Annotated in this window: 19 protein-coding genes; 7 read left to right on the top strand and 12 right to left on the bottom strand. The window is 67.4% G+C overall.

Going from position 1 to position 17,985, the window contains the following annotated elements:
• Positions 1–39: 39 nt before the first annotated feature.
• Genes ACWGIH_RS07025 through ACWGIH_RS07015 form a run of 3 tightly spaced genes read left to right on the top strand, consistent with a single transcriptional unit; the run spans position 40 to position 2,202 of the window.
• The gene (locus ACWGIH_RS07025) at positions 40–822 is read left to right on the top strand and encodes an ABC transporter ATP-binding protein (RefSeq protein WP_453452197.1); all 783 of its coding nucleotides are present in this window, start codon (positions 40–42) and stop codon (positions 820–822) included.
• Positions 823–860: 38 nt separating this feature from the next.
• The gene (locus ACWGIH_RS07020) at positions 861–1,616 is read left to right on the top strand and encodes an ABC transporter permease (RefSeq protein ID WP_453452198.1); all 756 of its coding nucleotides are present in this window, start codon (positions 861–863) and stop codon (positions 1,614–1,616) included.
• Positions 1,617–1,629: 13 nt separating this feature from the next.
• Entirely contained in the window at positions 1,630–2,202 is a 573-nt protein-coding gene (locus tag ACWGIH_RS07015) for a cob(I)yrinic acid a,c-diamide adenosyltransferase (RefSeq protein ID WP_453452199.1), read from the top strand.
• Here the strand turns inward: ACWGIH_RS07015 and ACWGIH_RS07010 are convergent.
• Positions 2,199–2,771: a hypothetical protein gene (locus tag ACWGIH_RS07010; protein WP_453452200.1), complete on the bottom strand. Its 573-nt coding sequence runs from the start codon at positions 2,769–2,771 to the stop codon at positions 2,199–2,201. The genes ACWGIH_RS07015 and ACWGIH_RS07010 overlap by 4 nt on opposite strands.
• 153 nt (positions 2,772–2,924) lie before the next feature.
• Between ACWGIH_RS07010 and ACWGIH_RS07005 the strand changes: the two genes are divergently transcribed.
• The 3 genes from ACWGIH_RS07005 (at position 2,925) to ACWGIH_RS06995 (ending at position 6,794) form a co-directional block, all read left to right on the top strand.
• Complete coding sequence (locus ACWGIH_RS07005) at positions 2,925–4,115, top strand: sensor histidine kinase (protein WP_453452201.1); 1,191 nt, start codon at positions 2,925–2,927, stop codon at positions 4,113–4,115.
• Complete coding sequence (locus ACWGIH_RS07000; protein WP_453452202.1) at positions 4,112–4,768, top strand: response regulator; 657 nt, start codon at positions 4,112–4,114, stop codon at positions 4,766–4,768. The genes ACWGIH_RS07005 and ACWGIH_RS07000 overlap by 4 nt, the downstream gene beginning before the upstream one ends.
• A gap of 190 nt (positions 4,769–4,958) precedes the next feature.
• Complete coding sequence (locus ACWGIH_RS06995) at positions 4,959–6,794, top strand: glycosyl hydrolase family 18 protein (protein WP_453452215.1); 1,836 nt, start codon at positions 4,959–4,961, stop codon at positions 6,792–6,794.
• 73 nt (positions 6,795–6,867) lie between these two features.
• On the opposite strand, the gene ACWGIH_RS06990 is transcribed toward ACWGIH_RS06995, so the two are convergent.
• The 11 genes from ACWGIH_RS06990 to ACWGIH_RS06940 form a co-directional block, all read right to left on the bottom strand.
• On the bottom strand, positions 6,868–7,317 hold the full coding sequence (locus ACWGIH_RS06990) for a DUF2550 domain-containing protein (RefSeq protein ID WP_453452203.1): 450 nt from the start codon (positions 7,315–7,317) through the stop codon (positions 6,868–6,870).
• 130 nt (positions 7,318–7,447) lie between these two features.
• On the bottom strand, positions 7,448–7,822 hold the full coding sequence (locus tag ACWGIH_RS06985; RefSeq protein ID WP_361049993.1) for a F0F1 ATP synthase subunit epsilon: 375 nt from the start codon (positions 7,820–7,822) through the stop codon (positions 7,448–7,450).
• A 109-nt stretch (positions 7,823–7,931) separates the two neighbouring features.
• Positions 7,932–9,374 (bottom strand): F0F1 ATP synthase subunit beta, encoded by a 1,443-nt coding sequence (atpD, locus tag ACWGIH_RS06980; RefSeq protein ID WP_453452204.1) that lies wholly within the window; start codon positions 9,372–9,374, stop codon positions 7,932–7,934.
• Positions 9,374–10,291, bottom strand: coding sequence for a F0F1 ATP synthase subunit gamma (locus ACWGIH_RS06975; protein ID WP_365820567.1), 918 nt, complete (start codon positions 10,289–10,291; stop codon positions 9,374–9,376). The genes atpD and ACWGIH_RS06975 overlap by 1 nt, the downstream gene beginning before the upstream one ends.
• Before the next feature lie 20 nt (positions 10,292–10,311).
• A complete protein-coding gene (atpA, locus tag ACWGIH_RS06970; RefSeq protein ID WP_453452205.1) occupies positions 10,312–11,910 on the bottom strand; it encodes a F0F1 ATP synthase subunit alpha in 1,599 nt (532 codons plus the stop codon).
• Between the two features lie 127 nt (positions 11,911–12,037).
• Positions 12,038–12,859, bottom strand: coding sequence for a F0F1 ATP synthase subunit delta (locus ACWGIH_RS06965; RefSeq protein WP_453452206.1), 822 nt, complete (start codon positions 12,857–12,859; stop codon positions 12,038–12,040).
• On the bottom strand, positions 12,856–13,410 hold the full coding sequence (locus tag ACWGIH_RS06960) for a F0F1 ATP synthase subunit B (protein ID WP_453452207.1): 555 nt from the start codon (positions 13,408–13,410) through the stop codon (positions 12,856–12,858). Before ACWGIH_RS06960 ends, ACWGIH_RS06965 begins: the two co-directional genes overlap by 4 nt.
• Before the next feature lie 41 nt (positions 13,411–13,451).
• On the bottom strand, positions 13,452–13,697 hold the full coding sequence (gene atpE / locus ACWGIH_RS06955; protein WP_453452208.1) for an ATP synthase F0 subunit C: 246 nt from the start codon (positions 13,695–13,697) through the stop codon (positions 13,452–13,454).
• Positions 13,698–13,767: 70 nt separating this feature from the next.
• The gene (gene atpB, locus ACWGIH_RS06950; RefSeq protein ID WP_453452216.1) at positions 13,768–14,538 is read right to left on the bottom strand and encodes a F0F1 ATP synthase subunit A; all 771 of its coding nucleotides are present in this window, start codon (positions 14,536–14,538) and stop codon (positions 13,768–13,770) included.
• A 276-nt stretch (positions 14,539–14,814) separates the two neighbouring features.
• A complete protein-coding gene (locus ACWGIH_RS06945) occupies positions 14,815–15,252 on the bottom strand; it encodes a hypothetical protein (RefSeq protein ID WP_453452209.1) in 438 nt (145 codons plus the stop codon).
• 260 nt (positions 15,253–15,512) lie between these two features.
• Complete coding sequence (locus tag ACWGIH_RS06940) at positions 15,513–16,835, bottom strand: MraY family glycosyltransferase (protein ID WP_453452210.1); 1,323 nt, start codon at positions 16,833–16,835, stop codon at positions 15,513–15,515.
• Between the two features lie 734 nt (positions 16,836–17,569).
• On the opposite strand from ACWGIH_RS06940, the gene ACWGIH_RS06935 reads away from it, so the two are divergent.
• Positions 17,570–17,962 carry a hypothetical protein gene (locus ACWGIH_RS06935; protein WP_453452211.1) on the top strand — a complete coding sequence of 131 codons (393 nt, stop codon included), beginning with the start codon at positions 17,570–17,572 and terminating at the stop codon, positions 17,960–17,962.
• Positions 17,963–17,985 lie beyond the last annotated feature (23 nt).

Genomic DNA, 17,985 nt, shown 5'->3' with positions numbered 1-17,985 from the left:
TGATTGCAAAATTTAAGCGACTCTGTTTTTGTGGTCGCCATGGCAATCATCAGCACGGCCGGACTCACCCAGACCTTCCGGACCAAACGCGGCACCGTCGAAGCCGTGCGCGGCATCGACCTGACCGTCGCCCCCGGCGAAATCCTCGGCTTCCTCGGACCGAACGGCGCGGGCAAGACGACGACGCTGCGCATGCTCACCACGCTCCTCGCGCCCACCGGCGGCGCCGCCACCGTCGCGGGCTGCGACCTGGCCCGCGACCCGGCCTCCGTACGGCGCAGGATCGGGTACGTGGCGCAGTCCGGCGGCGTCGACCTCAACATCTCCGTACGCGAGGAACTGGTCACCCAGGGGCGCCTCTACCGCCTGACCAAGCCCCAAGCAGCCGACCGTGCGGCGGAGTTGGCCACGGACCTGGACCTCACCGACCACCTCGACCGCAAGTGCGCGACCCTCTCCGGCGGCCAGCGGCGGCGCCTCGACATCGCCATGGGGCTCATGCACCGGCCCGAGGTGCTCTTCCTCGACGAACCGACCACGGGGCTCGACCCGGGCAGCAGGGCCGACCTGTGGGCCCTTGTGCGGCGGCTGCGCGACGAGCACGGCACCACCGTCGTCCTGACCACGCACTACCTCGACGAGGCCGACGCGCTCTGCGACCGCCTCGTCGTCATCGACAAGGGCGTCGTGGTCGCCGAGGGCACACCGAGCGCGCTCAAGCTCCGGTACGGGGGCTCCGTCGACGCCTCGCTCCAGGACACGTTCCTCGCCGTCACCGGGCGCGACCTCACCCCCAAGGACACGGCGCCGGTCGCCGTCTGAACGCCCACGATCTCCCCTCGGACCCCAGGACCTCACTCATGTCTGCGTTTCTCTCCGACACCGCACTGATCTTCGGGCGGTACGCCCGCCAGACCCTGCGCTCCAAGTTCCAGATCCTCTTCGGCGTCCTGATGCCGCTGCTCTACCTGCTCTTCTTCGGCCCGCTCCTGACCGACCTGCCGCTCGGCTCGCGCGGTGACTCCTGGCAGGTGCTCGTGCCGGGCCTGCTCCTCCAACTCGGCCTGTTCGGCGCCTCGTACAGCGGATTCGCGATCATCATCGAGAAGCAGTTCGGCGTGGTGGAGCGGATGCGGGTGACGCCGATCAGCCGGCTCGCGCTGCTGCTCGGGCGGGTGCTGCGCGATGCCGCGCTCTTCGTCTTCCAGGCGGTGCTGCTCGTCCTCGCGGCCGTGGTCATGGGGCTGCGGGCGCCGCTCGCCGGCATCCTCATCGGCTTCGCCTTCGTGGGGGTCCTGACGGTCGTCCTCGCGTCGCTGTCGTACGCGCTCGCCCTGCTCGTCTCCAAGCCGCACGAGTTCGGCCCCGTCATCAACGCGGTCAGCATGCCCTCGATGCTGCTCTCCGGTCTGATGCTGCCGATGGCGCTCGCGCCGGGCTGGCTGGACGTGCTCTCGCACTTCATGCCCTTCCGCTATCTCGTGGACGCGGTGCGGTCCGCCTACGTCGGCGAGTACGCGGGTACGGCAATGCTGTACGGCGTCCTGATGGCGGCCGCGCTCACGCTCGGGGCCGTGACGGTCGGCACACGTGTCTTCCGGAGGGCGGGCGCGTAACTAGGCTGACCTCATGGTCAATCTGACGCGCATCTACACCAGGACCGGCGACCAGGGCACGACGGCCCTCGGCGACATGAGCCGGACCGCCAAGACCGATCCGCGGATCTCGGCGTACGCCGACACGAACGAGGCCAACGCCGCGATCGGCACGGCGATCGCCCTCGGGCAGCTCGACGAAGAGGTCGTGAAGGTCCTGGTCCGGGTCCAGAACGACCTCTTCGACGTGGGCGCCGACCTGTCGACGCCGGTCGCCGAGGACCCGGAGTACCCGCCGCTGCGCGTCGAGCAGTTCTACGTCGACAAGCTGGAGGCGGACTGCGACCGGTTCAACGGGGAGCTGGAGAAGCTGCGCAGCTTCATCCTGCCGGGGGGCACCCCGGGCGCCGCGTTGCTGCACCAGGCGTGCACGGTCGTGCGGCGGGCTGAACGGTCCACCTGGGCCGCTTTCGAAGTCCACGGGGAGGTCATGAACCCGCTGACCGCCACGTACCTGAACCGGCTGTCCGACCTCCTGTTCATCCTGGCCCGGACGGCGAACAAGGAGGTCGGGGACGTGCTGTGGGTGCCGGGCGGCGAGCGTTAGAGCTTGCTGAGGGAGCTCGGCCTCTCCTCGCCGTCCCGCACCGCCGGCGCCTTCTTCGGGAAGACCGTGTAGGTCGCCGCGATGATCACGTTGATGCCGATCAGCCACAGCATCCTCTGCTGCCACATCCGCAGTGAGTCGGTGTCGCCGTTGTCGCCCACGTACCAGGCCGCCCCCTGCAGCAGCGCCATCGCGATCAGACCGGCGAGGATCCAGCGGGCGGCGATCTTCCACTCGTCGATCGCGCGAGCCATGCCGTAGAGCTTGACGGGCGGCGGGCCACCCGCGAAGCGGTGGGCGACGCGGACGTCCACCCACTTGATCGTGTAGTGGCCGAGCGCGATGGAGTAGCCGATGTAGACGGCGGCCAGGCCGTGCTTCCAGTCCGGCTCCGCGCCGTTCTTCAGGTCGATCGCGGTGACGACGAACAGAACGACCTCGAGGATCGGCTCGCAGAGCAGTACGGCGATGCTCGCGCGCGGCATCTTCGCCCAGTACCGCAGGGCAAGGCCGCCCGCCAGCAGCAGCCAGAATCCGACCTCGCACATGATGATCAGCGTGACGATCACGGTTCGCTCCTCTCGGTCACCCCTCCAGGCTCCCGCCGGACCGGCCGCGGTCCATCGTCGTCAGTGACGAAGTGGGACTGCATCCTTCGATGTAGCGCGCGGTTCCTCCCTCAGGATCAGGCATCGCCACGGCGCGCCGTGTTGGATGGACGCATGGCCCTGTCCCTCCCCCGCCCGGACCGCGTCGACGTACAGATCGCCGTGGCGAGCGTCCTCGCCGGGCTCGCGCTGTGGGGCCTCGGGCTGCCCATGCAGACGGACCGGCTGCTCGGCCTCAACTGGTCACTGGTCCCGCTCTTCGTCCTGGGCGGACTCGAACTGCTGCGCCGGAGCATGCCCCGGACCGCGCTGATCGGCGCCACGCTCGCGCTGACCTTCGACCAGTTCACGGCGGGCAACCTGGCGTCGGTCCTGATGTTCACGGACATCATGTACGCGGCCGTCGTGTACGGGACACCGGCCTCGGCCCGCCGCATCCCGCTCACCACCGGTGCGATCACGGTGGCCCTGACGATCGGCCTGCTGGCGTGGTGGCGGGAGCCGGAAGCGGTGCTCCTCGGCGTGGTCACCGGCATCGTCTCCTTCGGTCCCGCGGCCACCGGCGTCCTGGTGCGCAACCACCGCGAGGCCGCCGCCGCGGCCAAGCTGCGCGCCGAACAGACCGCGCTGCTGGCCGAGATGGACCGCGTACAGGCCATCACGGCGGAACGCGCCCGGATGGCCCGCGAGCTGCACGACATGGTCGCCAACCACCTCTCGGCGATCGCCATCCACTCCACGGCCGCGCTCTCCCTGGACGACCCGAAGACCACTCACGACGCCCTCGCCGTCATCCGCGAGAACAGCGTCGAGGGCCTCGCCGAGATGCGCCGCCTCATCGGGATCCTGCGGGACGCGGGCGACGACCGGGAGCCGTCGGTCGCGCCCACCCTGGACGGTCTCCGCTCCCTGGTCGACAACGCCCGTACCAATGGTCTGGACGTCGCCCTCGACGACCGCCGCGAGCCGGACGGCCCCAAGCTTCCCGCGCCCGTCGAGCTCGCCGCGTACCGCATCGTCCAGGAATCCCTGACCAACGCCCTCAAACACGCGTCGCCCGGCCTGGTCACGGTGACGCTCACCCAGCACCCCCGTTCCCTCGCCGTCCACGTGACCAGCCCGTACGGCTCCCCCGCCGGGCCCCGCGCACCCGGCTCCGGAGCAGGTCTCGTCGGCATGCGCGAACGCACCGAACTGCTCGGCGGCACCTTCGAGTCGGGCCCCGAGAGCACCACGGACGGCAAGGTCTGGGACGTCCGTGCCGCCCTTCCCGTCGACCCCGCAGACCAAGGAGCTTCCGCATGATCCGAGTGCTCGTCGCCGAGGACCAGTCCGCCGTACGGGCGGGGCTCGTCCTGATCCTGCGCAGCGCGCCGGACATCGAGGTGGTCGGCGAGGCGTCGGACGGCGAAGAAGCGGTGGCGCTCGCCCGTGAACTGCGGCCCGATCTGGTGCTCATGGACATCCAGATGCCGCGCCTCGACGGGGTCTCGGCGACCCGTCAGGTCGTCGCCGAGGCTCTCGCGGATGTGCTCGTCCTGACCACCTTCGACCTCGACGAGTACGTCTTCGGCGCGCTGCGTGCCGGCGCCTCCGGCTTCCTCCTGAAGAACACCGAGGCCAAGGATCTCCTGGAGGCGGTCCGTGCGGTCGGCCGCGGCGAGGGACTGATCGCCCCGGCCGTCACCCGGCGGCTGATCGCCGAGTTCGCCGCCCCGAGGACCACAAAGCCCGTGCGCCGCGAGAACGGGCCCGATCCCGCCATCCTCGACACCCTCACCCGGCGCGAGCGCGAGGTGCTCGCGTGCCTCGGCGAAGGAATGTCGAACGCGGAGATCGCGGGACGCCTGGACATGGCGGAGGCGACGGTGAAGACGCACGTCAGCCGACTGCTCGCCAAGCTGGAGCTGCGCAGCAGGGTGCAAGCCGCCGTACTCGCGCAGGAGTTGGGTGTATGAGCCCGGCTCCGGTGTGCCCGACCGGCGCGATCCGGCCAATGGTTCAGACCTCTTGACCGCTGGTCCAGACCTTTCTATTCTCACCGCACTGCGGTGAGCACTCCCCCACGTGTTCCACGTGCTCACGGGCGGCGCAGGGATCCACCTCCTAGACCCCCGGATCTCACCCGAGGAGCACACCTTGCGCACCTTGCGCTTCAGACACAGAGCCGTGGCAGGCCTCACCACCCTGCTGCTCCCGCTCGCCACCCTGGTCGCACTCGGCGGTTCCGCCGAAGCCGCGCCGGAAGCCGCCCCCGCGGCCACCGCCACGTACGCCAAGACCCAGGACTGGGGCAGCGGCTTCGAGGGCAAGTGGACCGTCAAGAACACCGGTACCACCAGCATCAGCTCCTGGGCCGTCGAGTGGGACTTCCCCACCGGCACGAAGGTCTCGTCCGCCTGGGACGCCACCGTCACCAACTCCGGCAACCACTGGACCGCCAAGAACCTCGGCTGGAACGGGACGCTCGCCCCCGGCGCCTCTGTCTCCTTCGGGTTCAACGGCTCGGGCCCCGGCTCCCCCTCCAACTGCACGCTCAACGGCGCCAGTTGTGACGGCGGCAGCGTCCCCGGCGACAACCCCCCGTCGGCCCCGGGCACCCCCACCGCGTCCGACATCACCAACACCTCGGCGAAGCTCTCCTGGAAGGCCGCCACCGACGACAAGGGCGTCAAGAACTACGACGTCCTGCGCGACGGCGCCAAGGTCGCCACGGTGACCGGCACCACGTACGCCGACAGCGGCCTCACCGCCGGCACCGACTACTCGTACACGGTCCAGGCCCGCGACACCGCGGACCAGACCGGACCGGCCTCCGGCGCCGTGAAGGTGCACACCACGGGCGGCACCGACCCGGGCCCCGGCCCGGGTGACAAGGTCAAGCTCGGCTACTTCACCCAGTGGGGCGTCTACGGCCGCAACTACCACGTGAAGAACATCGACACCTCGGCCTCCGCCTCCAAGATCACGCACATCAACTACGCCTTCGGCAACGTCCAGGGCGGCAAGTGCACGATCGGCGACGCCTACGCCGACTACGACAAGGCCTACACCGCCGACCAGTCCGTCGACGGCAAGGCCGACACCTGGGACCAGCCGCTGCGCGGCAACTTCAACCAGCTGCGCAAGCTCAAGGCCAAGCACCCGAACCTCAAGGTGCTGTGGTCCTTCGGCGGCTGGACCTGGTCCGGCGGCTTCACCGACGCCATGAAGAACCCGGCGGCCTTCGCCAAGTCCTGCCACGACCTGGTGGAGGACCCGCGCTGGGCCGACGTCTTCGACGGCATCGACCTGGACTGGGAGTACCCCAACGCCTGCGGCCTGACCTGCGACACCAGCGGTCCCGCGTCGATGAAGAACATGATGCAGGCGTTCCGCACCGAGTTCGGCAAGGACGCCCTGGTCACCGCCGCTATCACCGCCGACGGATCGAGCGGCGGCAAGATCGACGCGGCCGACTACGGCGGCGCGTCGCAGTACGCCGACTGGTACAACGTCATGACGTACGACTTCTTCGGCGCGTGGGCGGCCAAGGGCCCGACGGCCCCGCACTCCCCGCTCACCTCCTACCCGGGCATCCCGCAGGACGGCTTCAACTCCGCCGACGCGATAACGAAGCTGAAGGCGAAGGGCGTACCCGCCGCGAAGCTCCTGCTCGGCATCGGCTTCTACGGCCGCGGCTGGACCGGCGTCACACAGAAGGAGCCCGGCGGCACGGCGACCGGCGCCGCGCAGGGCACGTACGAGGCGGGCATCGAGGACTACAAGGTCCTGAAGAACTCCTGCCCCTCGAACGGCACCATCGCCGGCACGGCCTACGCCCACTGCGGCAACAACTGGTGGTCGTACGACACCCCGGCGACGGTCAAGAGCAAGATGGCCTGGTCGAAGCAGCAGGGCCTGGGAGGTGCCTTCTTCTGGGAGTTCAGCGGTGACACCACCAACGGCGAGTTGGTGTCCGCCATCAATGACGGCCTGAAGTAACCCACCCCAGGACGAAGCCGGGGAGAACAGGTACGCCCCCTGTTCTCCCCGGCTTCTTCATGCCTTCGGGTACCTACGCCACGTTGACCCGCTGGCCCGGAGGCGCCGCCTCGAGCCAGGCCAGGAAACCCGTGAGCGCGTCCTCGCCCATCGCGAGCTCCAGGCGGACGCCGCGGTGCAGACAGCCGAGGACGATCGCGTCGGAGAGCAGCGCGAGCTCCTCCTCGCCGTCCGGCGAGCGACGGTCGACGACCTCGATGGCCGAGCGCTCCAGGGTCCGCCGAGGACGGGGAGCGTACGAGAAGACGCGGTACCACTCGATCCGGTCACCGTTGTAGCGGGCGACCCCGTACCCCCAGCCCTTGCCGGAGGTGTCGCCCTTCTCCGGGGCGTCCCAGCGCAGGCTGCAGTCGAAGGTGCCGCCGGAGCGCTGGATGAGCCGGCGCCGCAGCCCGAAGACGAAGAGTCCCACCAACACCAGAACGACCAACACGAGTCCGCACACGAGCAGAGTGAGAATCATCGGCACCGACCTCCTCGCCTCTTCGTAACGGACCAACAGAATTGCACCCGCATCGCCTCAGCCGCGACCCGGTCCGGATTGCTCCGGACCTGGCCGCGGCTGAGTCACGTCAAACGCCGTCGCGCCGGTTTCAGCGCGACGACACCGCCCGCAGTCGGACGTCCGCACGACGCTCGGCGGAGGCGTCGGCCTCCGACTTCGCGCGCTCGAGCGCCCGCTCCGCACGCTGGACATCGATCTCGTCCGACAGCTCGACGATCTCAGCAAGCAGTGACAGCTTGTTGTCCGCGAAGGAGACGAATCCTCCGTGGACGGCGGCGACGACAGTGTTGCCGTCACTCGTACGAATGGTCACCGGGCCCGACTCCAGCACACCCAGAAGCGGCTGGTGACCGGGCATGACGCCGATGTCGCCGGACGTGGTGCGCGCGACGACCAGGGTGGCCTCGCCGGACCAGACACTGCGGTCCGCGGCGACCAGCTCGACATGCAGCTCAGCAGCCAAGGGTGGCTCCTCGGGTCACCACCCGGCGGCTTCGCCGGGTGTTGGGTCAAATTCTAGTGGGCGTATCAGGAGGGGTGGGACTCGCCCACCCCTCCCGTGAGTCACGGACTCAGGAGACGCCGAGCTCCTTGGCCTTCGCCTTGAGGTCCTCGATGCCACCGCACATGAAGAACGCCTGCTCGGGGAAGTGGTCGTACTCGCCGTCGATGATCGCGTTGAACGCGGCGATCGACTCGTCGAGCGGCACGTCCGAACCGTCGAGACCGGTGAACTGCTTGGCCGCGTGGGTGTTCTGCGACAGGAAGCGCTCGACGCGGCGGGCACGCTGGACGACCAGCTTGTCCTCCTCGCTGAGCTCGTCGATGCCGAGAATCGCGATGATGTCCTGGAGGTCCTTGTACTTCTGCAGGATTCCCTTGACGCGCATGGCGGCGTCGTAGTGGTCCTGCGCGATGTAGCGCGGGTCCAGGATGCGGGACGTCGAGTCCAGCGGGTCCACCGCCGGGTAGATGCCCTTCTCCGAGATCGGACGCGACAGCACGGTCGTCGCGTCGAGGTGCGCGAAGGTCGTGGCCGGGGCCGGGTCGGTGAGGTCGTCCGCGGGGACGTAGATCGCCTGCATCGAGGTGATCGAGTGACCACGCGTCGAGGTGATGCGCTCCTGGAGGAGGCCCATCTCGTCGGCCAGGTTCGGCTGGTAGCCCACCGCGGAGGGCATACGGCCGAGCAGGGTCGAGACCTCGGAACCGGCCTGCGTGAAGCGGAAGATGTTGTCGATGAAGAACAGCACGTCCTGCTTCTGCACATCGCGGAAGTACTCCGCCATGGTCAGACCGGCCAGGGCGACGCGCAGACGCGTGCCCGGCGGCTCGTCCATCTGGCCGAAGACCAGGGCGGTCTTGTCCAGAACGCCCGACTCTTCCATCTCGTCGATGAGGTCGTTGCCCTCACGCGTGCGCTCGCCGACACCGGCGAACACGGAAACGCCCTCGTGCAGCTTGGCCACACGCATGATCATTTCCTGGATGAGGACGGTCTTGCCGACGCCCGCTCCACCGAACAGACCGATCTTTCCACCCTTGACGTACGGGGTGAGAAGGTCGACGACCTTCAGGCCGGTCTCGAACATCTCGGTCTTGGACTCGAGCTGGTCGAAGGCCGGGGCCTTGCGGTGGATCGGCCAGCGCTCGGTGACGTCGGCCTCGGCCTCGGGGTGGTTCAGGATCGCGCCGAGGGTGTTGAACACCTTGCCCTTGGTGATGTCACCGACGGGGACGGTGATGCCCGCGCCCGTGTCGGTCACCGCGGCCTGGCGGACCAGACCGTCGGTGGGCTGCATCGAGATGGCGCGGATGATGCCGTCGCCGAGGTGCTGGGCGACCTCGAGCGTCAGCGTCTTCTTCTCGCCGTCCTTGGCCGGGTCGGCCACCTCGACGTGAAGCGCGTTGTAGATCTCCGGCATCGCGTCGACGGGGAACTCCACGTCGACGACCGGGCCGATCACCCGGGCGACGCGGCCCGTGGCAACGGCCGTATCAACAGTGGTCGTCATTACTTGTCACTCCCCGCGGAAGCGTCGGCCAGGGCACTGGAGCCACCGACGATCTCGCTGATTTCCTGGGTGATTTCGGCCTGGCGGGCCGCGTTGGCAGAACGGGTGAGCGCGTTGATCAGGTCACCCGCGTTGTCGGTCGCCGACTTCATCGCGCGGCGCGTGGCGGCGTGCTTGGAAGCAGCCGACTGGAGCAGCGCGTTGTAGATACGGCTCTCGACGTAGCGCGGCAGAAGGGCGTCGAGGACGTCCTCCGCCGACGGCTCGAAGTCGTACAGCGGACGGGCCTCGTCACTCTGGCCCGCCTCCTCCGCGACCTTGTCGAGGCTCAGCGGGAGCAGCCGGGAACCGGTCGCTTCCTGCGTCATCATCGAGATGAACTCGGTGTAGACGATGTGGAGTTCATCCACGCCGCCCTCGGCCGTGTCCGTCTCGATGGCCTCGATCAGGGGTGCGGCGATCTCCTTGGCATCCGCGTAGGAAGGGGCATCGGTGAAGCCCGTCCACTGCCCGGAGATCTTCCGCTCACGGAAGTTGTAGTGCGCGATGCCACGGCGGCCGACGATGTACGTGTCGACCTCCTTGCCCTCGCCCCGCAACTTCTCCGTGAGCTTCTCCGCGCCCTTGATGGCGTTGGAGTTGAAGGCGCCGGCCAGACCGCGGTCGCTCGAGAGGAGCAGGACAGCGGCCCGGGTCGGAGCCTCGGCCTCGGTGGTCAGCGGGTGCTTGTCGTTCGCACCCGTGGCCACCGCGGTGACCGCGCGGGTCAGCTCGGTCGCGTACGGAGTGGAGGCGGTCACCTTGCGCTGTGCCTTGACGACACGCGAGGCGGCGATCATCTCCATCGCCTTGGTGATCTTCTTGGTCGCGGTGACGGATTTGATGCGACGCTTGTAGACCCGGAGCTGGGCTCCCATGAGTCAGGTCCCTTCCGTCGTCACTTGGACGCGTCGACGGCGGCCGGAGCGTCCTCGCCGAGCAGCTTGCCGTCCGAGGTCTCGAACTGCTTCTTGAACTCGGCGACGGCGTCGGCGATGGCCGTGATCGTGTCGTCGGACATCTTGCCGCCCTCCTTGATGGAGGTCATCAGGCCCTGCTCCTTGCGGTGCAGGTACTCGAGCAGCTCACGCTCGAAGCGCCGGATGTCGGCGACCGGGACCTCGTCCATGCGGCCCGTGGTGCCGGCCCAGATGGAGATGACCTGGTCCTCGGTGGCCATCGGCTGGTACTGAGCCTGCTTGAGCAGCTCGACCATCCGCTGACCGCGCTCGAGGGAGGCCTTCGACGCGGCGTCCAGGTCGGAACCGAAGGCGGCGAACGCCTCGAGCTCGCGGTACTGGGCGAGGTCCACGCGAAGACGGCCTGACACCTGGCGGATCGCCTTGTGCTGGGCGGAGCCACCGACACGGGAGACCGAGATACCGACGTTCAGGGCCGGACGCTGACCGGCGTTGAACAGGTCGGACTCCAGGAAGCACTGACCGTCGGTGATGGAGATGACGTTGGTCGGAATGAACGCCGACACGTCGTTCGCCTTGGTCTCGACGATCGGGAGACCCGTCATCGAGCCCTTGCCCATCTCGTCCGAGAGCTTCGCGCAGCGCTCGAGCAGACGCGAGTGCAGGTAGAAGACGTCACCCGGGTAGGCCTCGCGCCCCGGCGGGCGGCGGAGCAGCAGGGACACGGCGCGGTAGGCGTCGGCCTGCTTCGAGAGGTCGTCGAAGATGATGAGGACGTGCTTGCCCTCGTACATCCACTGCTGGCCGATGGCCGAACCGGTGTAGGGCGCCAGGTACTTGAAGCCCGCCGGGTCGGACGCCGGGGCGGCGACGATGGTCGTGTACTCAAGCGCGCCGGCCTCTTCGAGGGCACCGCGCACGGAGGCGATGGTGGAGCCCTTCTGACCGACGGCGACGTAGATGCAGCGCACCTGCTTGTTCACGTCGCCCGAGCGCCAGTTGTCGCGCTGGTTGATGATCGTGTCGACGGCCAGGGCGGTCTTGCCCGTCTGGCGGTCGCCGATGATCAGCTGACGCTGGCCACGGCCGATCGGGGTCATCGCGTCGACGGCCTTGTAGCCGGTCTCCATCGGCTCGTGGACCGACTTGCGGTCCATGACCGTGGGGGCCTGCAGCTCGAGGGCGCGGCGGCCGGACGTCTCGATCTCGCCGAGGCCGTCGATCGGGGCGCCGAGCGGGTCGACGACACGGCCGAGGTAGCCCTCGCCGACCGCGACGGACAGGACCTCGCCGGTACGGGTGACCGGCTGGCCCTCTTCGATGCCGCTGAACTCGCCGAGTACGACGGCGCCGATCTCGCGCTCCTCAAGGTTGAGGGCGAGACCGAGGGTGCCGTCCTCGAACTTCAGCAGCTCGTTGGCCATGGCCGAGGGCAGGCCCTCGACCTTCGCGATGCCGTCACCGGCAACGGTGACCGAACCGACCTCCTCGCGCGAGGCCGCGTCCGGCTTGTACGCCTGGACAAAGTTCTCCAGTGCGTCCCGGATCTCCTCCGGCCGGATCGTGAGCTCCGCCATCTGGGTTCCCTGCTCTCCTTGTTGGGCCCGAAGTTTCACTTTGGGGGTCTGGGGACTCCCCCCAAGTAAGAGGTGAATCCTCTGCACGGCCCAACTAGGGCCGTCATTCCTACGTTTTTAGTTACTGCTAGCGCGCCATGCGGCGGTGCGCGTCCTCGAGGCGGTCCGCGATGCTGCCGTTGATGATCTCGTCGCCGACCTGCACCGTGATCCCGCCGAGGACCTCGGGGTCCACGTCGAGGTTCAGGTGCATCTGGCGGCCGTAGACCTTCGCGAGGGCGGCACCGAGACGCTGCTTCTGCTGGTCCGAGAGCGGAACAGCGGAAGTGACGACGGCGACCATCCGGCTGCGGCGATCCGCGGCCAGCTTGGAGAGGGACTCGAGTCCCGACTCCAGGCTACGTCCACGGGGCGCGGTCACGAGGCGCTCGACGAGCCGCTCCGTGACCTCGTTGGCCCGGCCACCGAGCAGGCTGCGCAGCAGCTCACTCTTGGCGGCACCCGAGGCGGCGCGGTCGGTCAGCGCGGACCGGAGCCCGGTGTTCGAGGAGACGATCCGGCCGAAGCGGAACAGCTCGTCCTCGACGTCGTCCAGCGCGCCGGACTTCTGCGCACCGGTCAGCTCGGCGAGGTTGGTGAGCTCCTCGAGGGCGTCCACCAGGTCACGCGACTGCGACCAGCGCGAGCGGACCAGGCCGGCCACCAGGTCGGCGGTCTCGCCGCCCACCTGCCCGCCGAGCAGGCGCCCGGCGAGCTCTGCCTTGGCCTCACCGGACTGCGACGGGTCGGTCAGGATCCGGCGCAGCGACACCTCGCGGTGCAGCAGCGCCGTGACCGAGGCCAGCTCGTCCGCCAGCTGCCGTACGTTCACCGAGGTGTTGTCGGTCAGCGCGTCGAGACGCTCCCGCGCGGCCGCGAGGGCCTCGCGGCTGGCTCCGTGCGCTGTCATCGAGCCGCCTCGGCCTTCTCCTCGAGCTCGTCGAGGAAACGGTCGATGGTGCGGCTCTGCCGGGCGGAGTCCTCGAGGGACTCACCGACGAGCTTGCCGGCCAGGTCGGTGGCCAGCTGGCCCACGTCCTGACGCAGCGACTGCGCGGCGGCCTTGCGGTCGGCGGCGAGCTGCGCGTGACCGGCGGCCACGATCTCCTCGCGCTGACGCTGGCCTTCGGCACGCATCTCGGCGATGAGCTGGGCGCCCTGCTCCTGCGCCTCCTGGCGCAGACGCGCGGCCTCGTGCCGTGCCTCAGCGAGCTGAGCCTTGTACTGCTCGAGCACGCTCTGGGCCTCGGTCTGAGCGGCCTCGGCCTTCTCGATACCGCCTTCGATCGACTCCCGGCGCTCGTCCAGAACCTTGTTGATGTTCGGGAGGAGCTTCTTCCAGAAGAAGAAGAAGACGATGGCGAAGGCGATGGTGCCCACGAGCAGCTCGGGGCCTGGCGGAATGAGCGGGTTCTGCTCCTCCGCGTGCTCGGCCGCCAGCTGTACCAGGTTGGCGATCACATCATTGCCTTTCGTCGAACGGGACTAATCGTCTTGGGCGATCAGGAGCCGTAGACGAACGGCATGACGATGCCGATGAGGGCGAGCGCCTCACAGAAGGCGAAGCCGAGGATCTGGTTGGCACGGATCAGGCCAGCGGCTTCGGGCTGCCGGGCCAGGGCCTCGGTGCCCTTACCGAAGACGATGCCAACACCGATGCCGGGGCCAATCGCGGCGAGACCGTAGCCGATGGAGCCGAGGGCCTTGAGGTCACCGGAGACGGCGGCGAGTTCGAGAGTCGCGGACATGCCGTTACTTCCTTCTCTTTCATGGACCGGTGGGGGTTGGCCACCGGGCGCTTAGGGGGTTGTGAGGGGCTCAGTGGTGCTCGGCGAGAGCGCCCTGAATGTACGAGCAGGCAAGGAGCACGAAGACGTACGCCTGAACGGCCTGCACGAAGAGTTCGAAGAGGATCATGCCGATCGTCATCGCGAAGGAGACACCGGCGGCGGGGATCAACCAGCTGTTCAGCAGGTACCAGGAGGCGACAGTGAACATCACCAGCATCAGGTGACCGGCGAACATGTTGGCGAAGAGTCGCACCGCGTGCGTGAAGGGACGCACGAGCAGGTTCGAGAAGAATTCGATGAACGACACGAGCCACTTGATGGGACCGAGCGAGTTGTCGTAACCCGTGATGTTCTTCCAGCCACCGACGAAGCCGTGCTTCTTGAAGGTGAGCGGCACCCAGATCAGGTAGACGATGACCGCCAGAACCACCGGGTACGCGAAGATCGACGCGACCGGGAACTGGGCCAGCGGAATTACCGACCAGATGTTCATGATCCAGATGAAGAAGAACAGCGACACCATGAGCGGGACGTACTTCTCGCCGTCCTTCTTGCCCATCGTCTCGTAGACGATCCCGCGGCGAACGAAGTCGTAGCCGGCCTCGCCCACCATCTGCAGCTTGCCCGGGACAATCTTGGCCCTACCGAACGCCGCGTAGAAGAAGGTGATCACGACGAGCGTGGACAGCAAGGCAAGGAGCATCACCTTGTTGAACTCGAACCCACCGACGGTGAAGATCGGCTTGAAGAGGAACGAGTGCAGGCCCGGAGCCGGGAAGCCGCAGCCGTTGTCGGACATGATCCGACAGCTCCAATTGAAGGCGAGCTCAGTTTGGTCAGCACTCACCGCGGGCTCCTTCGGCGTGACGCATAGGTACGGCAACCTCGTTGTCGTGTCGGCGCGGCGCGCAGCCGCGATTCGGCACCAGACTGGTGTTTCGGATGTGGGCGCGGCGTTCAGGCATCGAGCCTCGCGATCGTGCAGGCGTCAGCTCAGATGCCCGCGCCGGCAGTGCCGCAGTTGGCACCGGACGATAGCAGCATCTCGAACGCGCATTTATCCCGGCCCTACCCTTCACGTCGAGGACCCCGACTTCTCCGGCTTGTCGCTCTGCGCGGAGTCGGGTTCAACGTAAAGGATCTTGGCCTTCATGTGTGCACGAGCCTGTGAGGCCATCCATGCGATGGTCGCCACGACGAGCGCGAGGGCGAAGGTCTTCGGATTGAAGAGCGTGGTGTCCTTGAACAGGCCCATGAAGATGAGGAGCAGCAGAAGCTGGGCGACGTAGAGCATCATGCCCATCGCCTGGAACAACTGCGGAAGCGATTTCGCCGTCCGTTGCAGCACGAACATGCCGAGCCCCATGAAGGCGATGACCACTGCGGTGCCAATGACAGCACCGAGAGCGCCCTTGCCACCCGCGACCACACCACTCACCACGGCGACGATCGCGCCGACGGCAGCAGTAGGCACAGCGGACTGCAGGAGATTTCGGGTGTCTTGAGACGGCATGGCGGCGCTCCGCTTACTGATGGGGGCAGGGTGTCGTCATGGACGAGCGTAGTCCGGGGTCGAGAGTGTCCCTCGGGCCAATGGACCGTCGCACTACGGTCCTTCGGCTCTATCCCCTGGTTTCGTGAACGGTATCACAAACTATTTGATGAGGTCTTTACCTGCTAGGTGTGCTCGCTGTCACACATGAGAGTTAATCCGCGCGTATGTGCAGGCAGCACGGCAACTTGTCTGCTATTGGGCGAGTTTGACGGCGGCCGTCAACTCGACGAGCCGGCCTTGCGTCGACCCTCGAAGCGCGAGCGGGTGCCAACGGCCGTCGCCCCGTTGACGTCTGCCTCATCCAGAGGCTGGTCTTCCACGTCCGCCCCGTCGTCCACCGCGTCGACCGCGGGCACGTCCGTCGCGGCCCCCTTGCGCCGCCGGTAGCGAGGCGGCACGAAGGACTCCGCCCAGCGCGGGATGTGCGGCCTGAACCGCGGCAGCATGAGCAGCACGAGGCCCACCGCGCTCAGGGCGACGATCACCAGCAGGATCCACATGCTGGCCGAGTGGACCGAGTACGCCACCGTGCCGAATCCGATCAGCGCCGACCAGAAGTACATGATCAGTACCGCGCGGCTGTGGGAGTGGCCGATCTCGAGGAGACGGTGGTGCAGGTGCCCGCGGTCGGCGGCGAACGGCGACTTCCCGTTCCACGTACGCCGCACGATCGCGAGGACCAGGTCGGCGAACGGGATCGCGATGATCGTCAGGGGCATCAGGAGCGGGATGAAGACCGGGAGCATCGCGTGCGTGGCATCGCGGGTGCCCCCGAAGTTCAGGCTCAGGGCGTCACCGTCGATCTGACCCGTGGCGGAGATCGCGCCCGCCGCGAGCACCAGACCGATCAGCATCGAGCCCGAGTCCCCCATGAAGATCCGGGCGGGGTGGAGGTTGTGCGGCAGGAAGCCCAGGCACATGCCCATCAGGATCGCGGCGAAGAGCGTGGCGGGGGCCGCGGCCTCGATGCCGTAGCCGTACCAGATGCGGTAGGCGTAGAGGAAGAACGCCGTGGCCGCGATGCACACCATGCCCGCGGCGAGGCCGTCCAGGCCGTCCACGAAGTTCACCGCGTTGATGGTGATCACGACGAGCGCCACCGTCAGGAGCGTGCCCTGGCCCTGATCGAGGAGCACCATGCCGTAGCCCGGGACCGGGATCCACAGGATCGTCAGGCCCTGGAGGACCATGACACCGGCGGCGATCATCTGGCCGCCCAGCTTGATCAGGGCGTCGATCTCGAACTTGTCGTCCAGGACACCGATCAGCCAGATCAGCGCGGCGCCGGAGAGCAGCGCGCGCGGTTCGTTGGACCGCTCGAAGACATCGTTCAGATTCGGCAGATGGTCGGCGACCAGAAGTCCGGCGCACAACCCGAAGAACATCGCGATACCGCCGAGCCGGGGCGTTGGCTCCCGGTGCACGTCGCGAGCGCGGATCTCCGGCATGGCGCCGGCCACGATCGCGAACTTCCGCACCGGGCCGGTCAGCAGGTAAGTCACCGCGGCCGTGATGCAGAGCGTAAGGAGGTATTCACGCACGGGCTTCCCCACAGATATCGCTGGCCATCTCAGCCCCACACCCTAGCTTCGTGTGCCTGGCGGTTGCGCCGGCTCGCAGTCTTGATACGGCTACATCTCCATCGTCAGAAGGTAGCTGACGGCAACGGCGCTCTCGCTCTCCCCCACATCGTGCCAGCACCTGCGCTCTTCACCTGCTGGCAGTGGAGCGCGCGCAGACCATGACCTCGCCGTTGGCGCAGTCTCCGAGCGGCGGAGTCCGACTCCGGAGCGAGCCGTCACTGTCTCTGCCGCTCGACCCCGCCCGCTCAAGTTGACACAAGGGAGCACGCCGGAGGTCACGCATCTGACGTCGCCCGAGGGGCAGGCGCAGTGTTCCGACATGCCCAGCCTCGAGATTCAGGCCGATCGCCCCCATACGTTGCAGCCCCGCCCTGAGTTTGCAGTCGCGGCTCGACACGCCCGGAGCGCTCGGTCAAATTCGCCATCCTCGCTCGCGACTCCCCTTCTACACAATCGGAATAGCGGTATGCACAAGTCCTCCACCTGCCCACCGTCGGGTGAACCTCAACCTCCGATCGAGCGATTAGGCATCCCGCAAGGTTAATTCAAGACACTGATCAAGAGATTTACCCATCAACTAGAAGAATCGCATTGATTAACTTTGTGAGCGCGCGATAGAAATATCGAGCAAACGGGGGTCGACGCAGTTCGAAAAACATGTCGATGCCTTCTCTGATGACCAAAGGAGAAGAATGCGCAAGGCAATAGGCGCCGCTCTGACGACAGCGGTGGTCGCAGGTTCCCTGGGGATCGCGGTCCCAGCTTCCGCCGATTCGAGCACCGGCACCCGCTCTGTCGCGCAGAAGACTCAGGCTTCCGCCAAGAGCGGGACCGACGCCGAAGTCCAGCGGTTGAGGTGCGGCGGCACAATCAAGCGACTCTCGGCAGGCCCCGGCCCGCTGGGAAACAAGCGCTGGAACATCTACTACAAGAACTGCAGCGGCAACAGCGTGAAGCGGAAGGTCGACATCAAGTTGGCAGCCGACCTCCCCTGCAAGACGATCAAGGCAAACAAGACAGGGAAGTGGTACTACGAAACGGGCTACTTCGGCCCTGACAGCCCCCGCAAGGTAAAGAAGTGCTGACGCTCTCGCGACGCGCTTTTTAG

Source organism: Streptomyces sp. NPDC054872 (assembly GCF_053610705.1).
This window is presented reverse-complemented; position numbering and strand designations above follow the sequence as displayed.